Genomic DNA, 13,370 nt, shown 5'->3' with positions numbered 1-13,370 from the left:
ATGCCGGAGACGTCTCGCGTGCCTGATCCCGCCCTCTATCCCGTCCCCGCCGACTGGGCGGGCAAGGCCCACATGGACCGGGAGGCTTACGAGGCGGCGCGGATCGCCGCGCGCGAGACGCCCGACGTCTTCTGGGCCGAACAGGCCAGACGTCTGGACTGGATCACCCCGCCGACCCGGATCAAGGACGTCTCCTTCAACAAGGAAGATTTCCGCATCCGCTGGTTCGAGGACGGCGTCTTGAACGTTTCGGCGAACTGCATCGACCGCCACCTGCCCCATCGCAAGGACGAGACGGCGATCATCTGGGAAGGCGACGATCCCGCCGACAGCCGCCACATCACCTTCGGCGAACTGCACGCCGAGGTGTGCCGCATGGCCAATGTGCTGAAGGCGCATGGGGCCACGAAGGGCGACCGGATCACCCTGTATCTGCCCATGATCCCCGAGGCCGCCTACGCCATGCTGGCCTGCGCCCGCATCGGCGCGGTGCATTCGGTCGTCTTCGGCGGCTTCTCGCCCGACAGCCTGTGCGGCCGGATCGAGGACTGCGGCTCAAACCTGGTCATCACCGCCGACGAGGGCCTGCGCGGCGGCAAGCACATTCCGCTGAAGGCCAATGTCGACGAGGCCCTGACGAAGGTGAAGGTCGACACCGTCCTGGTCATCCGTCGCAGCGGCGGCGACGTACCGATGACCGAGGGTCGCGACTTCGACTATGGGCTGGAGGCCGCCAAGGTCGATGCCGACTGTCCGCCCGAACCGATGAACGCCGAGGATCCGCTGTTCATCCTCTACACCTCCGGTTCGACCGGAAAGCCCAAGGGGGTGCTGCACACCACGGGCGGCTATCTGTTCTGGGCCGCCTGGACGCACGAGATCGTCTTCGACTATCGCCCCGGCGAGGTTTTCTGGTGCACCGCCGACGTGGGCTGGGTCACGGGCCATTCCTACATGGTCTATGGCCCCCTCGCGAATGCGGCGACGACCCTGATGTTCGAGGGCGTGCCCAACTATCCCGACGCCGGACGTTTCTGGCAGGTGGTGGACAAGCACAAGGTCGAGATCTTCTACACCGCCCCCACGGCCCTGCGCGCCCTGATGCGCGAAGGCGACGGCCCGGTGAAGGCCGCCTCGCGCGCCTCGCTGCGGCTGCTCGGCACGGTGGGCGAGCCGATCAACCCCGAGGCCTGGCGCTGGTATCACGAGGTGGTCGGCGACGGCCGTTGCCCCATCGTGGACACCTGGTGGCAGACCGAGACGGGCGGTCATCTGATCACCCCCCTGCCCGGCGCCACCGACCTGAAGCCCGGATCGGCGACCCTGCCCCTGCCCGGCGTCGAGCTTCAGATCGTGGACGCCGAGGGCCAACCGCTGGAGGGCGCCGTCTCCGGCAATCTGTGCATCACCGACAGCTGGCCGGGCCAGATGCGCACCGTCTATGGCGACGACCAGCGGTTCTTCGACACCTATTTCTCGACCTATCCCGGCCGCTACTTCACCGGCGACGGCTGCCGTCGCGACGAGGACGGCTACTACTGGATCACCGGCCGGGTGGATGACGTCATCAACGTCTCGGGCCACCGGATGGGCACGGCCGAGGTCGAAAGCGCCCTGGTGCTGCACGACGATGTCGCCGAGGCGGCGGTCGTCGGCTATCCCCACGACATCAAGGGCCAGGGCATCTACGCCTATGTCACCCTGAACAACGGGGTCGAGGCGACCGAGGATCTGAGGAAGGCCCTGGTCGCCCACGTCCGTCACGAGATCGGCCCCATCGCCGCCCCCGACGTGATCCAGTGGGCGCCCGGCCTGCCCAAGACCCGGTCGGGCAAGATCATGCGCCGCATCCTGCGCAAGATCGCCGAGAACGAGATCGGCGCGCTGGGCGACACCTCGACCCTGGCCGACCCGTCAGTCGTGGACGATCTGGTCAAGAACCGCGCCGGGGCCTGATGACGCGGGTTCAATGCGGGGGCTGATGCGCCTATCTGTGCGTCACCCCGCCGCAGCCTGAGCCATCCATGCCTCGTTTCCTGTCCCGCCTGCCGATCGACGGCTATCTGCTGGCCCTGATCGGCATGGTGATCCTGGCGGCGCTGTTCCCCGCCAGCGGACAGGCGGCCGTGGTCATGGACGGGGTGGTCAAGGCCGCCATCGCCCTGCTGTTTTTCCTGTATGGCGCGCGGATGTCGCCGGCGGCGATCGGCGCGGGCCTGCTGCACTGGCGGCTGCAGGGCACGGTCTTTCTGTCGACCTTCCTGCTGTTCCCGCTGCTGGGGCTCGGGCTGGTCCTCCTGATGCGGGGGTCGCTTCAGCCCGATCTGCTGACGGGGATGCTCTATCTGTGCCTGCTGCCGTCCACGGTGCAGTCGTCCATCGCCTTCACCTCCATCGCCGGCGGCAATGTCGCGGGCGCCCTGACCAGCGCCAGCCTGTCGAACCTGCTGGGCGTGATCGTGACGCCGCTGCTGGTCGCCGTGCTGATCGGCGGCGCCAACGGCGGCATCCATCTGCAGTCCATCCTGGACATCGGTCTGCAGATCCTGGCCCCCTTCGCCGTGGGCCAGCTGTGTCGCCCCCTGCTGAAGGACTGGCTGACCCGCCACGCCAAACTGACCGGACTGGTCGACCGCGGCTCCATCCTGCTGATCGTCTATGCCGCCTTCAGCGAGGGCGTCGTCGGCGGCGTCTGGTCCCAGGTCGCGCCGCTGGATCTGGCCAAGGTCATCGGCCTGAACATCGCCCTGCTGGCCATCGTCCTGGCCCTGACCCTGTTCGCCGGGCGCGCGCTGAAGTTCGATCGCCCCGACCGGATCGTCATCCTGTTCTGCGGCTCCAAGAAGAGCATGGCCACCGGCATCCCCATGGCCGGCATCCTGTTCGCCGGTCACGCGGTCCCGCTGATCGTCCTGCCGATCATGCTGTTCCACCAGATCCAGCTGTTCGCCTGTACCATCATCGCCCAGCGCTATGCGCGTGAGAATGAAGCGCGCGCCCAGAGTCCGGTCTTACCTTGAGCGCCGGTCAGCCTTGAGATAGACCGGCCTCAGGCCATCGCGGGCATGATGTAGTGGTAGCCTGAAAGCTTCCCAAGCTTTTCGTGCGGGTTCGATTCCCGCTGCCCGCTCCAGCCTCTCGGCGAATGTCGGTTTTCAGACGAACTGATTCAAATTTCGTTCAAACCGATTCCCAGGCCGATTTGCTTCGGCGGTCCTAGCGCATAGCTACAGGTCGAATTTATCGGGATTGACTATTTGGCGACTCCGGGAGCGTCCGCTTTCCGTTGTGAGCCAAAGTTTGTTCTGGGGTATTGCAGCCTCGACCTTAGCGCGCTCGACCGATGGTCGTCGGCGGTTGGGCGGAGAGTTCCTGCCAAAATCGTAGAAGTGTCGCTTAGGTTGGTGAACGCTGCTGATTGTGGTTCACGGCCTCTGACGAAGGCCTCGCAGGCGCGCTGTCAGGTGCCAGTGAATGAGCGGGAGCCGAAGACGCATCATTCTGCATCTCGTCGCAGCACGTCATAGCCGCGTCCGCAGCCATGTCCTTGCAACAATCGCAGCCTTCGGCCGCCAGAGCCGCGCCCGCGCTCAGGGTCAGGATCGCGCCGGCGGCGGCCAGCAGGTTGGAAACCCTGATCGTAGTTCTCCTAGTGAACCATGAAGCTGACGGAGCCGGACATCTTGTGGCCGTCCGGGCCTTCGGCGGTCCAGGCGGCCGTGTAGTTGCCCGGCGCGAGGCGCGGAAGAACCACGCCGACGGTGGCGGCGGCCGGCGCGGCGGGCACAGTGACGTCGACCGGAGCCTGCCCCTCGGCGGAGAGGGCGACGGTCTTGAGGACCATGGCGTGGGGGAAGGTGACGCTGAACCGCTCGGGCGAACCCTGGGTCATCGCGCCATTCGCAGGAACGGTCGTGATGCCGGATTGGGGCGCTGCGGCCTGGGCCGGCATAGCGTGACCCGCATGCGGGTCCTGGGCGGCGGCGGTGCCGGCGAACGCGAGGGCGGCGGTGACAACGAGAGTGCGGATCATCATGGGGTGGTCTCCTTCGGTTAGAACCAGGCCTTGAGGCCGACGACGAAGCGGGTGTCGTCGGTCTCGCCGCTTCGGGCCTCGATGTAATCGGCGGTATCGCCGAACGCGCGGCTCCACTCGATGCCGACATAGGGGGCGAACTCCTTGCGGAATTCGTAGCGCAGTCGCAGGCCCGCCTCGATCGAGGACAGGCCCGAACCGATCTCCAGTTCCGGAATGTCGCTGGCTGAAGCGTCGATTTCGAGGCGGGGCTGAAGGATCAGGCGCTGGGTGATGCGCTGGTCGTATTCGGCCTCGACGCGGGCGGTCAGGTCGCCGTCTGTCGACAGGAAGGCGGCGGCGTCGACTTCCCACCAATGGGGCGCCAGGCCCTGCAGGCCGAGGACCAGATGCGTGGTGTCCTCGCCGTCGGGCCGGAAGTCCTGACGCACGCCGGCCTGAACGTCCCAGAAGGGCGTGACCGCGCGGCTGTAGAGCGCCTGGACTTCAGCCTCCTCGAGCTCGCCGCCGAAGTCGCCTTCGCCCTCGGACTTCCACCAGAAGCGATTGATGTCGCCGCCCGTCCAGCCCTGGACGTCCCAGAGGTAGGTCTCGCCGTCGTCGCCGAAGCCGGCTTCGAGGCGATCGAGAATGACGGCCGTGGTGCGGACGTCGCCGTTTTCGTGAATCAGGGTCCGGCGAGAGGCGGCCATGGCCTCGGCGCCGAAGACGAGATCGGCGGCGTGGGCAGGGCCGGCCAGGGCGGCGGCCGGGAGCGGGTCCTCCGGAGGACGGCCGGGATTGTCGGAGCTGGTCGCCACATCGGGCGGCCCCATGCTCATGGTCGACATGTCATGCCCGGCGTGAGGGTCGGTCTGCGCGGGCGACATGGCCGACATGTCGTGGCCCGCGTGCGGATCGGCCTGGCCGGGCGCCGCCGCCGGCATCTGGTGTCCCGCGTGCGGGTCTACGGGCGCGGGCTGCGCCGGCATCTGGTGGCGTGCATGCGGATCCGCGGCGGGCGGCGTCTGCGCGGGCGGCATGACGTGACCGGCGTGCGGATCCTGCGCCGGTTGGGCCGGCGCCTGTGGCGTGGGCCGCGGTGCTGGCGCGGGGCGCGTCGGCGCCGCGGTCGCCGGCATCGTGTGGCCCGCGTGAGGGTCCTGGGCCTGGGCGCTGAAGGCGCTGGCGGCGAGCACCAGCGGGGCGAGGGCGACGGCGAGGCGGTTCATGACGCAGCTCCGTCCATGGGCCGCACCGTCACAACATTGAACATTCCCGCATGCATGTGCATCAGCATGTGGCAGTGGAAGGCCCAGTCGCCGGGCGCGTCTGCCGTCAGATCGAAGGTCACCTTGCCGCCGGCCGCGACGTTAACGGTATGCTTCAGCGGCTGATGTCCGACCGGGCCGCCCGTCACCAGTTCGAAGAAATGGCCGTGCAGGTGGATCGGGTGAGCCATCATGGTGTCGTTGACCAGGGTCACCCGCACCCGCTCGTTGCGCTCGAAGCGGATCGGCTCGACGAGTTCGCTGAACTTGCGGCCGTCAAAGCCCCACATGAACCGCTCCATATTGCCGGTCAGGTGGATTTCCATCGTCCGCGACGGCGGGCGCTGGTCCTTGTTGGGCTGTAGCGACACCAGGTCGGTATAGACGAGGACGCGGTGATCGACGTCCGTGAGACCGATAGGACGCTCGCCGAGCCGGTTGGCGGGGTCCATGGCGATCGCATCGACCCCGACGCCAACCGCCATGTCCGGCGGGGCGTTCTCGGGGTCGCGCATGTTCATGCCGGCCATAGACATGCCGGCCATTTCCCCCGCCGGGGCCGCGTCCTGGCCCGGGGCTCCATGATCCATGCCGGCCATCGACCCATGATCCATCCCGGACATATCGCCCATAGAGCCGTGGTCCATTCCGCCCATGCCCATGTCGCGCATGGTCAGGTTCGGAACCTCGCGGAGCGGCGGGACCTCGGCGGTCATGCCCAGGCGGGGCGCCAGAGTGGCCCGTCCCATGCCGGAGCGGTCGATAGCTTCGGAGACGATGGTATAGGCGCGATCCTCGGTCGGCTGGACGATCACGTCGTAGGTCTCGGCCACCGAAATCTGGAACTCGTCGGTCTCGACGGGGCGCACGTTCTCGCCGTCGGCCTGGACCACGGTCATCGGCAGGCCGGGAATGCGGACATTAAAGATGGACATGGCCGAGGCGTTGATGATGCGCAGGCGCACCCGCTCACCCGGCCGGAACAAGCCGGTCCAGTTTTCCTCTGGTCCATGGCCGTTGATCAGATAGGTGTAGGTCGAGCCGTTGACGTCGAGGATATCGCGCGGGTCCATCCGCATCTGGCCCCACATGCGCCGCTCCTCCAGGCTCATGCGGTCGCTACCATCCATGAGGCCCGCCAGGGTGGTGCGCTGCTGGTTGAAGTAGCCAGGGCTCTTCTTCAGCTTGGCGAGGATTTCGTGCGGATGCATGAAGCTCCAGTCCGACAGGACCAGCACATGCTCGCGGTCGTAGGCGACCGGATCGACGCCCGCCGGGTCGATCACGATCGGCCCGTAGTGGCCCATCGCCTCCTGCAGGCCAGAGTGACTGTGATACCAGAAGGTGCCCGACTGCTTGATCGGGAACTCATACACGAAGGTCTCGCGGGCCTTAATCCCGGGGAAGCTGATGCCAGGCACACCGTCCATCTGGAACGGCAACAGCAGGCCGTGCCAATGAATCGAGGTGTCCTCGTTGAGGCCATTGGTCACGGCCAGGCGGACGTTCTGGCCTTCCCGCAGGCGCAAAAGCGGGGCCGGCAGAACGCCGTTGATGGTCACCGCATGGCCGGTGCGACCCCCCACCGTGAAGGGTGAGTGGCCCACGGTCAGGTCGATGTTCGGTCCCGTCAGGGTCGGCAGGTCAGCCCGCAGCCCCGCCGAACCCGTCTGCGCCCAGGCCGGAAGCAAGCCTTGCAGTCCCAGCAATCCACCGCCGATGGCGGCGCCCCGGAGAAGCGTTCGGCGATCAAGGCGAGCGGTCGACATCAGAGAAGTTTTCCTTGGTCGGCAAGTGAGCCGTTCGTTCAGATACGCATCTGAGCGGCGCATCCCTTGCGTCAGGTCGCCACAGTCTTCGAGATAACGCTCTTGCGCGCGCGCTCGGCACCGCGACGCCGAACCGGCGCTCAAGCCAAGGCGTCGACCAGCTTTTTTCGCGCGCGGGCGATCCGCGTTTCCACGGCCTTCGGCGTGATGCCCAATATGGATGCGACCTCCGCATGAGAGCGCCCTTCAAGCGTGGCCAACAGGAGTGGGGCCTTCAGGGCGTCGGGAAGCTCAGACAGCGCGTGTTGCAGGTCCTGGGCCCTGCGCTGATCGTCCAGCCTAGCTTCAGGCATGGGTACGTCTTCCCCCACCGCCGTCGCCTCGGGAGCATCGAGCCCCATCACGCCGCGCACGACACGGCGAACGGAGCGCCGCCGGCTCCAGTCCCGACACTTGTTCAAGGCGATGGAACGCAGCCAGACATCGAAAGGCCGCGCCGGATCATATCGCCGCATGGCGAGCCACGCTGAGGCATAGGTTTCCTGAAGCACGTCATGCGCTTCAGCCTCGTCGCCGACGTAGCGGCGAATGAACCGGTAGAGGTCGGCCTTGGTGGCGGTCATCAAGGCAGTGAAAGCGGCCCGGTCTCCACCCGCCGCTCGGACCTCGATGCTGGCTTCAACCCCCACGCGCCGCGCTTAGCCGGCTTCGTAGCGTACGGCGTCGACGACGGCCGCGTCGAACACCTCGGCCTGTGCCGGGGTCAGAACGGATCGCATCTCGAACACATGGGTAATCGTCGCCTTCTGCAGATCGCCCATGGCGGTATGGAAGTGATCGACAGCCGCCTGGACCTGCGGCGTATCCCCGTCGCTTGCGGCGATGGCGGCCGCGAGTTCGCGATTGGCGGCACGAACCTCTGCCTCCAGTGCCGGGCGACGCACGGCGAAGCGGGCTTCAATGACGTCTAGACGGCGGTCCTGCTCCTCGCTGAGGTCGAGTTTTTCATGGACGACGCTGTGCAGGCTCGGCGGCTGGCGCTCGCGCATGATCCAGGTCGCGCTCGCCCAGGTCGCTGCCCCGCTGGCGAGCGCCGCCAAGATCGCCGTGGCGACGATCGACTTCCACGTCGCCCTCATCCCCAAACATCCAGGCTGGCCATAGGTGACAGGCCGGCTGACACCGTGAAGATACGCAGCTCTGAAGGCTCTGGCCGTGGGGTCATGAGCATCAGACCGCCGTTCGCACCGCCGACGACAAGGGCGATCGCCACGGCGGCGATCCGCACCTGACCCATTCGGGCGCGATCCCGGCGCTCGCCAATCCGGGACCAGACGGCGTCCTCCACGCCCGCAAGCCGTGAAGCGTCGCCGGGCGCAGCCGCTCCGATCAGTCTTTCGATGTCGTCAGTCATTGCGCACCTGCCTCACGCCCCCCCCCCTCCATACGCGCCGGTTTGAGCTTCCCCTCATGAGGGGAAAGGTCCGGCCCCGCGTAGATACCAGAGAACGACCGGAATAGCCGTGTCGTCCAGGGGGATCGATGTGAGCGACAGGTCCCCCGCCCGGGCTCCCTTCCCGGACGTGCTCGATCCCCTCACCAGCGTGAGGTTTTTCCTCGCGCTCGGCGTCGTGCTCTTCCATTTCCAGCTTTACTGGACCTTGCCTGCGGAGAGCGCGGGCCTGCTGAACCGCGCCCGGCTCGGCGTGGATGTCTTCTTCATCCTGTCGGGCTTCATCCTCACGCACGTCTATCTGCAAGGGAACGGCGCGCCCGACTACAAGCGGTTTCTGGCAGCTCGGTTCGCCCGAATCTATCCGGCTCACCTGTTCATCCTCCTGGCCATGCTCGGGCTTGTATTGATCGCCCCGATGGTCGGCGTCGGTCTGGAGCCAGGCCGATTCAATCCCGCCGATTTCGCGGGCACTCTGCTGCTCGTTCAGGCCTGGTTTCCGCGCGAAACCGTGGCGCTCTGGAACGGACCAGCCTGGTCGCTGTCTGCCGAATGGTTCGCCTATCTGGTCTTCCCGGCCTACGCTGCTGTCGCCCTCCGCCTGCGGTCGAGGCCGTGGGCTCTGATCGCACTCTCCGCGCTGCTGTTCGTCGCGCTTGACGCCTTTTACCGGACGCAGTTCGGGCGGGTCCTGCCACGGGCGGAGGACAGCCTGGGCATCCTGCGCATCATTCCCGAATTCCTCTACGGCATTGGCCTCTGCTATCTCGGTCAGCGCTGGACGCCTTCGCCGCGAATGTCCCTCATGGGCGCCCTGGTCGCCACAACCCTGCTGCTGACCCTCATGCAGATCGGCGCTGACGACCGGGTCATCGTGGCGGCGGCCGGTCTCTTCATCCTGTCGCTCGCCCTGTTGGCCAAGGCTCCGGTCCGGACCTTCCTGTCTCACCCCGTCCTTCTGTTCGCCGGCGAAGCGTCGTTCGCCCTCTATCTCGTCCACATCCCCATCCTGATGGTGTGGCGCAATGCGGCGCAGGCGTTCTCCGGCTGGGGTGCGGACTATCGAATGGGCCTGGTCGAACTGGCCGCCATGCTTGTGTTGACGCTCGCCGCCGCGGCCGCCATCCATGTCTTCGTCGAGCAGCCTGGCCGACGGTGGTTGCGGGCGCGGCTGGCGCCGCAGCGCGCCGACCCTGTCGAGGCGCAGCGATCCGTCCACAGCGATCAGGGAGAACCCTTTTGAATCCCGCCAATCTGAACCGTCGTCTACTCATGGGCGCGGCCGTCTTCATCGGCATGGGCGGGTCCGCCTGCGCCAAGACCCGTCCGTCCAGAAACCTCACGGTCTTCAAGACGCCCACCTGCGCCTGCTGCGACGCCTGGATCGCGCACATGCGCCAGGCGGGCTTCACCACCACCATCACCATCCTTCCAAGCCTTCAATCGGTCCGGAGCAGCCGGGGCATGCCGGACGCGCTCGCCTCCTGTCATACCGGTCTGATCGATGGCTATCTGGTCGAGGGTCATGTGCCGGCCCCGGACGTCATTCGACTGCTGACCGAGCGACCGGCGGCGGTGGGCGTCGCGGTCCCGGGCATGCCGCTCGGTTCGCCCGGCATGGAGACGCCGCAGGGGCGCAAGGAGCCCTACGACACCCTGCTGGTGCTTCGCTCGGGCGCGACCCGCGTGTTCGCCCGCCACAACCCGCCGGCCTGACGCAGATCGCGCTCAGCCCGTTCAGATCACCCACAATCCGGAGTTCGCCATGTCCCGCACCTCTCTCGCCCTCGTCCTGTCGCTCGCCGTGCTTTCGGCGACACCCGCCTTCGCCCAGGACCACGCCCACGGGCATGCCCAAGCCGCCGGCTCGGTCGCCGCGGAAGCTGCGGACGCGGCGGCGGCCGTCGACGCCTTTCACGTCGCCCTGAAGGCCGGCGACACGAACGTCGCCCTGGCAATTATGGCGCCGGATGTGATGATCTTCGAGGAGGGTGGCGCGGAGCGATCGCGCGACGAGTATGCGTCCCATCACCTGGGCTCGGACGCCGCCTTCGCCGCCGCCTCTGAAGCGACGGTGACGCGCAGATCGGGATCGGCCGACGGGGACATCGCCTGGATCACCAGCGAAGGCCGCACCACGGGCCAATTCAAGGGCCGCGCCGTAGACCGCCTGACGACCGAAACCATGGTCCTCAAACGCCATGCCGACGGCTGGCGCATCCACCACATTCACTGGTCGTCGCGCGCGCCCGGCTGACGCTCAGGCCCGCGCCAGCGGGTCGCCGGCCCTGCGACGTCGGTGAGGAACATCGGGAAGACGCCCGCCCTCGCGGGCGGGCGTCTTCCCGATAATACGATCAGCAGCAGGTGCAGGCTTCCGCGCAGGCTGCGATAGCGTCGCAGCAAGCGCATACGGCCTGCGCCACGGCGTCCGGCGCGGCCGCGAAGGCGGCTGAACCGGAAGCCAGCAGCACCAGGGCTGCGAGGGTGAGAGTGCGTTTCATGGTTTTGATCTCTGTTTGATTGAATGAGTCCGGTCATCTTCAACAGGATCAGCGTCGTGGGGGCGGGTCGTCCGCCTCCACGGTGAAATCGGCATGCCGCGCATCAAGGGATGGATAAAGGACAGACGCATAGACCCGTGCGGGGGTGGATTCACCGCCTTGGGGGACAAGGCCCTGGCAGATGGCCAGACACGCCTTATGGCACGAGATCCTGACGGTCTTCGGCTCGCACGGGACGCCGTCGCCGCTCATCGACATGGACGCCATATCCTGATCGACCGGAGCTTCGCAGGCGATCGAAGCGGTGGACACGAACAGCACGGCAAACGCCGCGAGCAGCGCGGTCGTCAGTCGGAGGAGGTCATGACGCAGGAACGGCATTGTCTGATCATACTTCAACGGTCGGCGGAGCGACGATCTCATTTTGATCATCGCAATCGAGCCTACAGAGACGCCGGGGGCGGCAGGGTTCCCATGACCGCCACGACGCCAATCAGGGCGAGTCCCAGACCCGTTTCGATCAACAGGCTGCGCCGGAGCGCGCTCATGGCGGCGACGGAGGGTTGGCCCGTCTCCAGCGCATAGCCCAGTGTCGGCGTCAGCCGGAACCGGTTGCTCGCCGCCAGCGCAAGCATCAAACCGAAGAGGACGAGCTTGGCGACCAGAAGCTGGCCGTAGAGGTTGCCCGCGATCGACGCCACGCGCTCGGGACCGATCAGGAACCAGCTGTTCACGAGACCGGTCAGCACCAGCAACAGGACCGCGAGCGTTCCAAGGCCGGCGAAGCCATGCAGGGCGCGATGGATTGCAAAGTCGTCCGGACCGGCTCGGCGCAGAAGCAGGGCCGTCAACGCCGCCAGGGCGCCCAGCCACAAGGCCGCTGCCACCGCGTGAATGATGTTGGCGACAAGATGGATGGGCCCGCCCGGACCCTCGGTGGCCGCGCCGTGACCCGTCCATGCGAAGCTGGCGGCCACGATCAGACCCAAGGCGGCCGTCACGCTCCAGAGCCCGCGACCGGGTTTCAGGGCGACCAAGGCGACAAGCCCAAGCAAGGCGGCGGCGGCCCGCACGACCATCGCCATGCCCAGGGCTGTGCCGGTGACCATAAAGGACAGAGACGCGGGTTTCACGGCTTCGCTCAGCGACCCCGCCAAGACGGCAGTCTGGGCCACCAGGGCGGCGAGCGAGCCGAGCGCGACGATGATCGCCGCGAGGCGCAATGTCGGTCGCGACCATTCCAGGTTCGGCGCGTCGGCGTATTTAAAGCTGTAGAGAAGGAACAGCGGCGCGCCGAGAAGGACGACGCCGCCGCCGTATTGAAGCCAACGAAGCGCGATGACCGCGACTTCCAGCACGGCGTCAGCGCACCGTGAAGGTGTAGGATCCCGTCATGCGGTGGCCGTCGCTCGAGGCGATACGCCAGTCGACACGGTAGGCGCCGGCGGCCAGCGGGCGAGCCAGCGCGCCCGTGAGGGTCCTGCCGTCCTCGGCGACCGAGGTGCGGATCGCGATCTTCTCCTCCGCCGCATTGACGACGTCGAAGCCGGAAAAGGCGGGAACGCTGCGTTCGCTGAAGGTCAGGGTCAGCGTCCGGGTCGCGGCCACGGTGGAGTCGGGCGCCGGGGTGGCGCTGACCAGGCGAGCGTGGGCCGCCGCCGGTCCGGCGGCGAAGGCCACGACCGCCGCGACGGCGATGAAGGGTGCGGGGTTGAAGTAACGCATACTCAGTCTCCAGACGTTTGGCCGGTCCCGGCCTTCTGCTTCTCTACGCGCCACACGACCGCGTCCCTCATGAAGAGGAAGCGGGGGGCGGCTGAGGCCTTCCCCCGCACGCCGGGGTCAGCGGCGACGCTTCTCGAGGAGCGCCTGCATCTGGGCGATCTCCTCCTGTTGACCACGCACGATGCCGTCGCACAGGGCGATGATCTCCGGATCGGTCAGGGAGGCTTGCTCGCACATCAACACAGCCCCGGAATGGTGCGGGATCATCGATCGCAGGAATTCGTCGTCGCCAACGAACGCCTGGGTGCGCATGCCGACGAAGCTGCCGACGAAGATCACGACGGCGACCGCTCCAATGACCAGGTTCGTTTTGCGCGACGGGTACATGGACCGCATGAAGACGAGCATGAGGACCGCCATCGGCGCGACCATCATCAGGGTCATGTAGACGTTGTTCAAATTGAGATAGAAGTGACCGAGCGTGACGATCATCGTGTACATGACCAGGTACATAATGACGAAATCGAGCGCCAACTCGAGGTACAGGCTCCGATAAGGGCCGAGTCCACGAACGTTGCCTTGCCCGCCGTGGTCCATCTGTTGATGAGACATCGTCCGTATCCTCTTCAGAAA

General features: G+C 66.8%; 16 protein-coding genes and 1 tRNA gene. 6 read left to right on the top strand and 11 right to left on the bottom strand.

Annotated elements, in window-relative coordinates:
- The 3 genes from acs (at position 1) to ABIB58_RS03010 (ending at position 3,133) form a co-directional block, all read left to right on the top strand.
- Positions 1-1,956: an acetate--CoA ligase gene (gene acs, locus ABIB58_RS03020; protein ID WP_354039013.1), complete on the top strand. Its 1,956-nt coding sequence runs from the start codon at positions 1-3 to the stop codon at positions 1,954-1,956.
- Positions 1,957-2,024: 68 nt separating this feature from the next.
- Positions 2,025-3,020, top strand: coding sequence for a bile acid:sodium symporter family protein (locus tag ABIB58_RS03015; RefSeq protein WP_017505632.1), 996 nt, complete (start codon positions 2,025-2,027; stop codon positions 3,018-3,020).
- Between the two features lie 39 nt (positions 3,021-3,059).
- A tRNA-Gly gene (locus ABIB58_RS03010) sits at positions 3,060-3,133 on the top strand.
- 516 nt (positions 3,134-3,649) lie between these two features.
- On the opposite strand, the gene ABIB58_RS03005 is transcribed toward ABIB58_RS03010, so the two are convergent.
- The 6 genes from ABIB58_RS03005 to ABIB58_RS02980 form a co-directional block, all read right to left on the bottom strand.
- Entirely contained in the window at positions 3,650-4,036 is a 387-nt protein-coding gene (locus ABIB58_RS03005; protein ID WP_231576680.1) for a copper resistance protein CopC, read from the bottom strand.
- A 17-nt stretch (positions 4,037-4,053) separates the two neighbouring features.
- Positions 4,054-5,247: a copper resistance protein B gene (locus ABIB58_RS03000; protein ID WP_354039011.1), complete on the bottom strand. Its 1,194-nt coding sequence runs from the start codon at positions 5,245-5,247 to the stop codon at positions 4,054-4,056.
- Positions 5,244-7,055 (bottom strand): copper resistance system multicopper oxidase, encoded by a 1,812-nt coding sequence (locus ABIB58_RS02995; RefSeq protein ID WP_045811510.1) that lies wholly within the window; start codon positions 7,053-7,055, stop codon positions 5,244-5,246. The genes ABIB58_RS03000 and ABIB58_RS02995 overlap by 4 nt, the downstream gene beginning before the upstream one ends.
- A gap of 140 nt (positions 7,056-7,195) precedes the next feature.
- A complete protein-coding gene (locus ABIB58_RS02990; RefSeq protein ID WP_045811509.1) occupies positions 7,196-7,744 on the bottom strand; it encodes an RNA polymerase sigma factor in 549 nt (182 codons plus the stop codon).
- A gap of 9 nt (positions 7,745-7,753) precedes the next feature.
- Positions 7,754-8,194: a Spy/CpxP family protein refolding chaperone gene (locus ABIB58_RS02985; RefSeq protein ID WP_045811508.1), complete on the bottom strand. Its 441-nt coding sequence runs from the start codon at positions 8,192-8,194 to the stop codon at positions 7,754-7,756.
- Entirely contained in the window at positions 8,191-8,469 is a 279-nt protein-coding gene (locus tag ABIB58_RS02980) for a hypothetical protein (protein WP_045811507.1), read from the bottom strand. The genes ABIB58_RS02985 and ABIB58_RS02980 overlap by 4 nt, the downstream gene beginning before the upstream one ends.
- 130 nt (positions 8,470-8,599) lie before the next feature.
- Between ABIB58_RS02980 and ABIB58_RS02975 the strand changes: the two genes are divergently transcribed.
- From ABIB58_RS02975 to ABIB58_RS02965, 3 genes are read left to right on the top strand one after another with little or no spacing between them, the layout of a single operon-like run.
- Positions 8,600-9,751, top strand: a complete 1,152-nt coding sequence (locus ABIB58_RS02975) for an acyltransferase family protein (RefSeq protein WP_354039008.1) — start codon at positions 8,600-8,602, stop codon at positions 9,749-9,751.
- Complete coding sequence (locus ABIB58_RS02970; RefSeq protein ID WP_082064483.1) at positions 9,748-10,224, top strand: DUF411 domain-containing protein; 477 nt, start codon at positions 9,748-9,750, stop codon at positions 10,222-10,224. The genes ABIB58_RS02975 and ABIB58_RS02970 overlap by 4 nt, the downstream gene beginning before the upstream one ends.
- A 49-nt stretch (positions 10,225-10,273) precedes the next feature.
- The gene (locus ABIB58_RS02965; protein WP_045811504.1) at positions 10,274-10,765 is read left to right on the top strand and encodes a YybH family protein; all 492 of its coding nucleotides are present in this window, start codon (positions 10,274-10,276) and stop codon (positions 10,763-10,765) included.
- A 100-nt stretch (positions 10,766-10,865) separates the two neighbouring features.
- On the opposite strand, the gene ABIB58_RS02960 is transcribed toward ABIB58_RS02965, so the two are convergent.
- The 5 genes from ABIB58_RS02960 to ABIB58_RS02940 all read right to left on the bottom strand — a co-directional run bounded on the left by ABIB58_RS02960 (position 10,866) and on the right by ABIB58_RS02940 (position 13,349).
- Positions 10,866-11,012, bottom strand: a complete 147-nt coding sequence (locus ABIB58_RS02960) for a hypothetical protein (RefSeq protein WP_164952583.1) — start codon at positions 11,010-11,012, stop codon at positions 10,866-10,868.
- 48 nt (positions 11,013-11,060) lie between these two features.
- Entirely contained in the window at positions 11,061-11,393 is a 333-nt protein-coding gene (locus tag ABIB58_RS02955; protein ID WP_045811502.1) for a hypothetical protein, read from the bottom strand.
- Between the two features lie 62 nt (positions 11,394-11,455).
- Positions 11,456-12,370, bottom strand: coding sequence for a copper homeostasis membrane protein CopD (gene copD, locus ABIB58_RS02950; protein WP_045811501.1), 915 nt, complete (start codon positions 12,368-12,370; stop codon positions 11,456-11,458).
- A gap of 4 nt (positions 12,371-12,374) precedes the next feature.
- On the bottom strand, positions 12,375-12,737 hold the full coding sequence (copC, locus tag ABIB58_RS02945) for a copper homeostasis periplasmic binding protein CopC (RefSeq protein ID WP_045811500.1): 363 nt from the start codon (positions 12,735-12,737) through the stop codon (positions 12,375-12,377).
- Positions 12,738-12,854: 117 nt separating this feature from the next.
- Positions 12,855-13,349: a DUF305 domain-containing protein gene (locus tag ABIB58_RS02940; protein ID WP_231576678.1), complete on the bottom strand. Its 495-nt coding sequence runs from the start codon at positions 13,347-13,349 to the stop codon at positions 12,855-12,857.
- Between the last annotated feature and the right edge of the window lie 21 nt (positions 13,350-13,370).

The organism is Brevundimonas sp. UYEF29, assembly GCF_040546195.1.
GTDB classification, from domain to species: domain Bacteria; phylum Pseudomonadota; class Alphaproteobacteria; order Caulobacterales; family Caulobacteraceae; genus Brevundimonas; species Brevundimonas huaxiensis.
This window is presented reverse-complemented; position numbering and strand designations above follow the sequence as displayed.

Excerpts from the sequence above, each read along its gene's own strand:
- acs (WP_354039013.1), top strand. The coding sequence starts at position 1 with ATGCCGGAGACGTCTCGCGTGCCTGATCCCGCCCTCTATCCCGTCCCC.
- ABIB58_RS03015 (WP_017505632.1), top strand. The coding sequence starts at position 2,025 with ATGCCTCGTTTCCTGTCCCGCCTGCCGATCGACGGCTATCTGCTGGCC.
- ABIB58_RS03005 (WP_231576680.1), bottom strand. The coding sequence starts at position 4,036 with ATGATGATCCGCACTCTCGTTGTCACCGCCGCCCTCGCGTTCGCCGGC.
- ABIB58_RS03000 (WP_354039011.1), bottom strand. The coding sequence starts at position 5,247 with ATGAACCGCCTCGCCGTCGCCCTCGCCCCGCTGGTGCTCGCCGCCAGC.
- ABIB58_RS02995 (WP_045811510.1), bottom strand. The coding sequence starts at position 7,055 with ATGTCGACCGCTCGCCTTGATCGCCGAACGCTTCTCCGGGGCGCCGCC.
- ABIB58_RS02985 (WP_045811508.1), bottom strand. The coding sequence starts at position 8,194 with ATGAGGGCGACGTGGAAGTCGATCGTCGCCACGGCGATCTTGGCGGCG.
- ABIB58_RS02980 (WP_045811507.1), bottom strand. The coding sequence starts at position 8,469 with ATGACTGACGACATCGAAAGACTGATCGGAGCGGCTGCGCCCGGCGAC.
- ABIB58_RS02965 (WP_045811504.1), top strand. The coding sequence starts at position 10,274 with ATGTCCCGCACCTCTCTCGCCCTCGTCCTGTCGCTCGCCGTGCTTTCG.
- ABIB58_RS02960 (WP_164952583.1), bottom strand. The coding sequence starts at position 11,012 with ATGAAACGCACTCTCACCCTCGCAGCCCTGGTGCTGCTGGCTTCCGGT.
- ABIB58_RS02955 (WP_045811502.1), bottom strand. The coding sequence starts at position 11,393 with ATGCCGTTCCTGCGTCATGACCTCCTCCGACTGACGACCGCGCTGCTC.
- copC (WP_045811500.1), bottom strand. The coding sequence starts at position 12,737 with ATGCGTTACTTCAACCCCGCACCCTTCATCGCCGTCGCGGCGGTCGTG.
- ABIB58_RS02940 (WP_231576678.1), bottom strand. The coding sequence starts at position 13,349 with ATGTCTCATCAACAGATGGACCACGGCGGGCAAGGCAACGTTCGTGGA.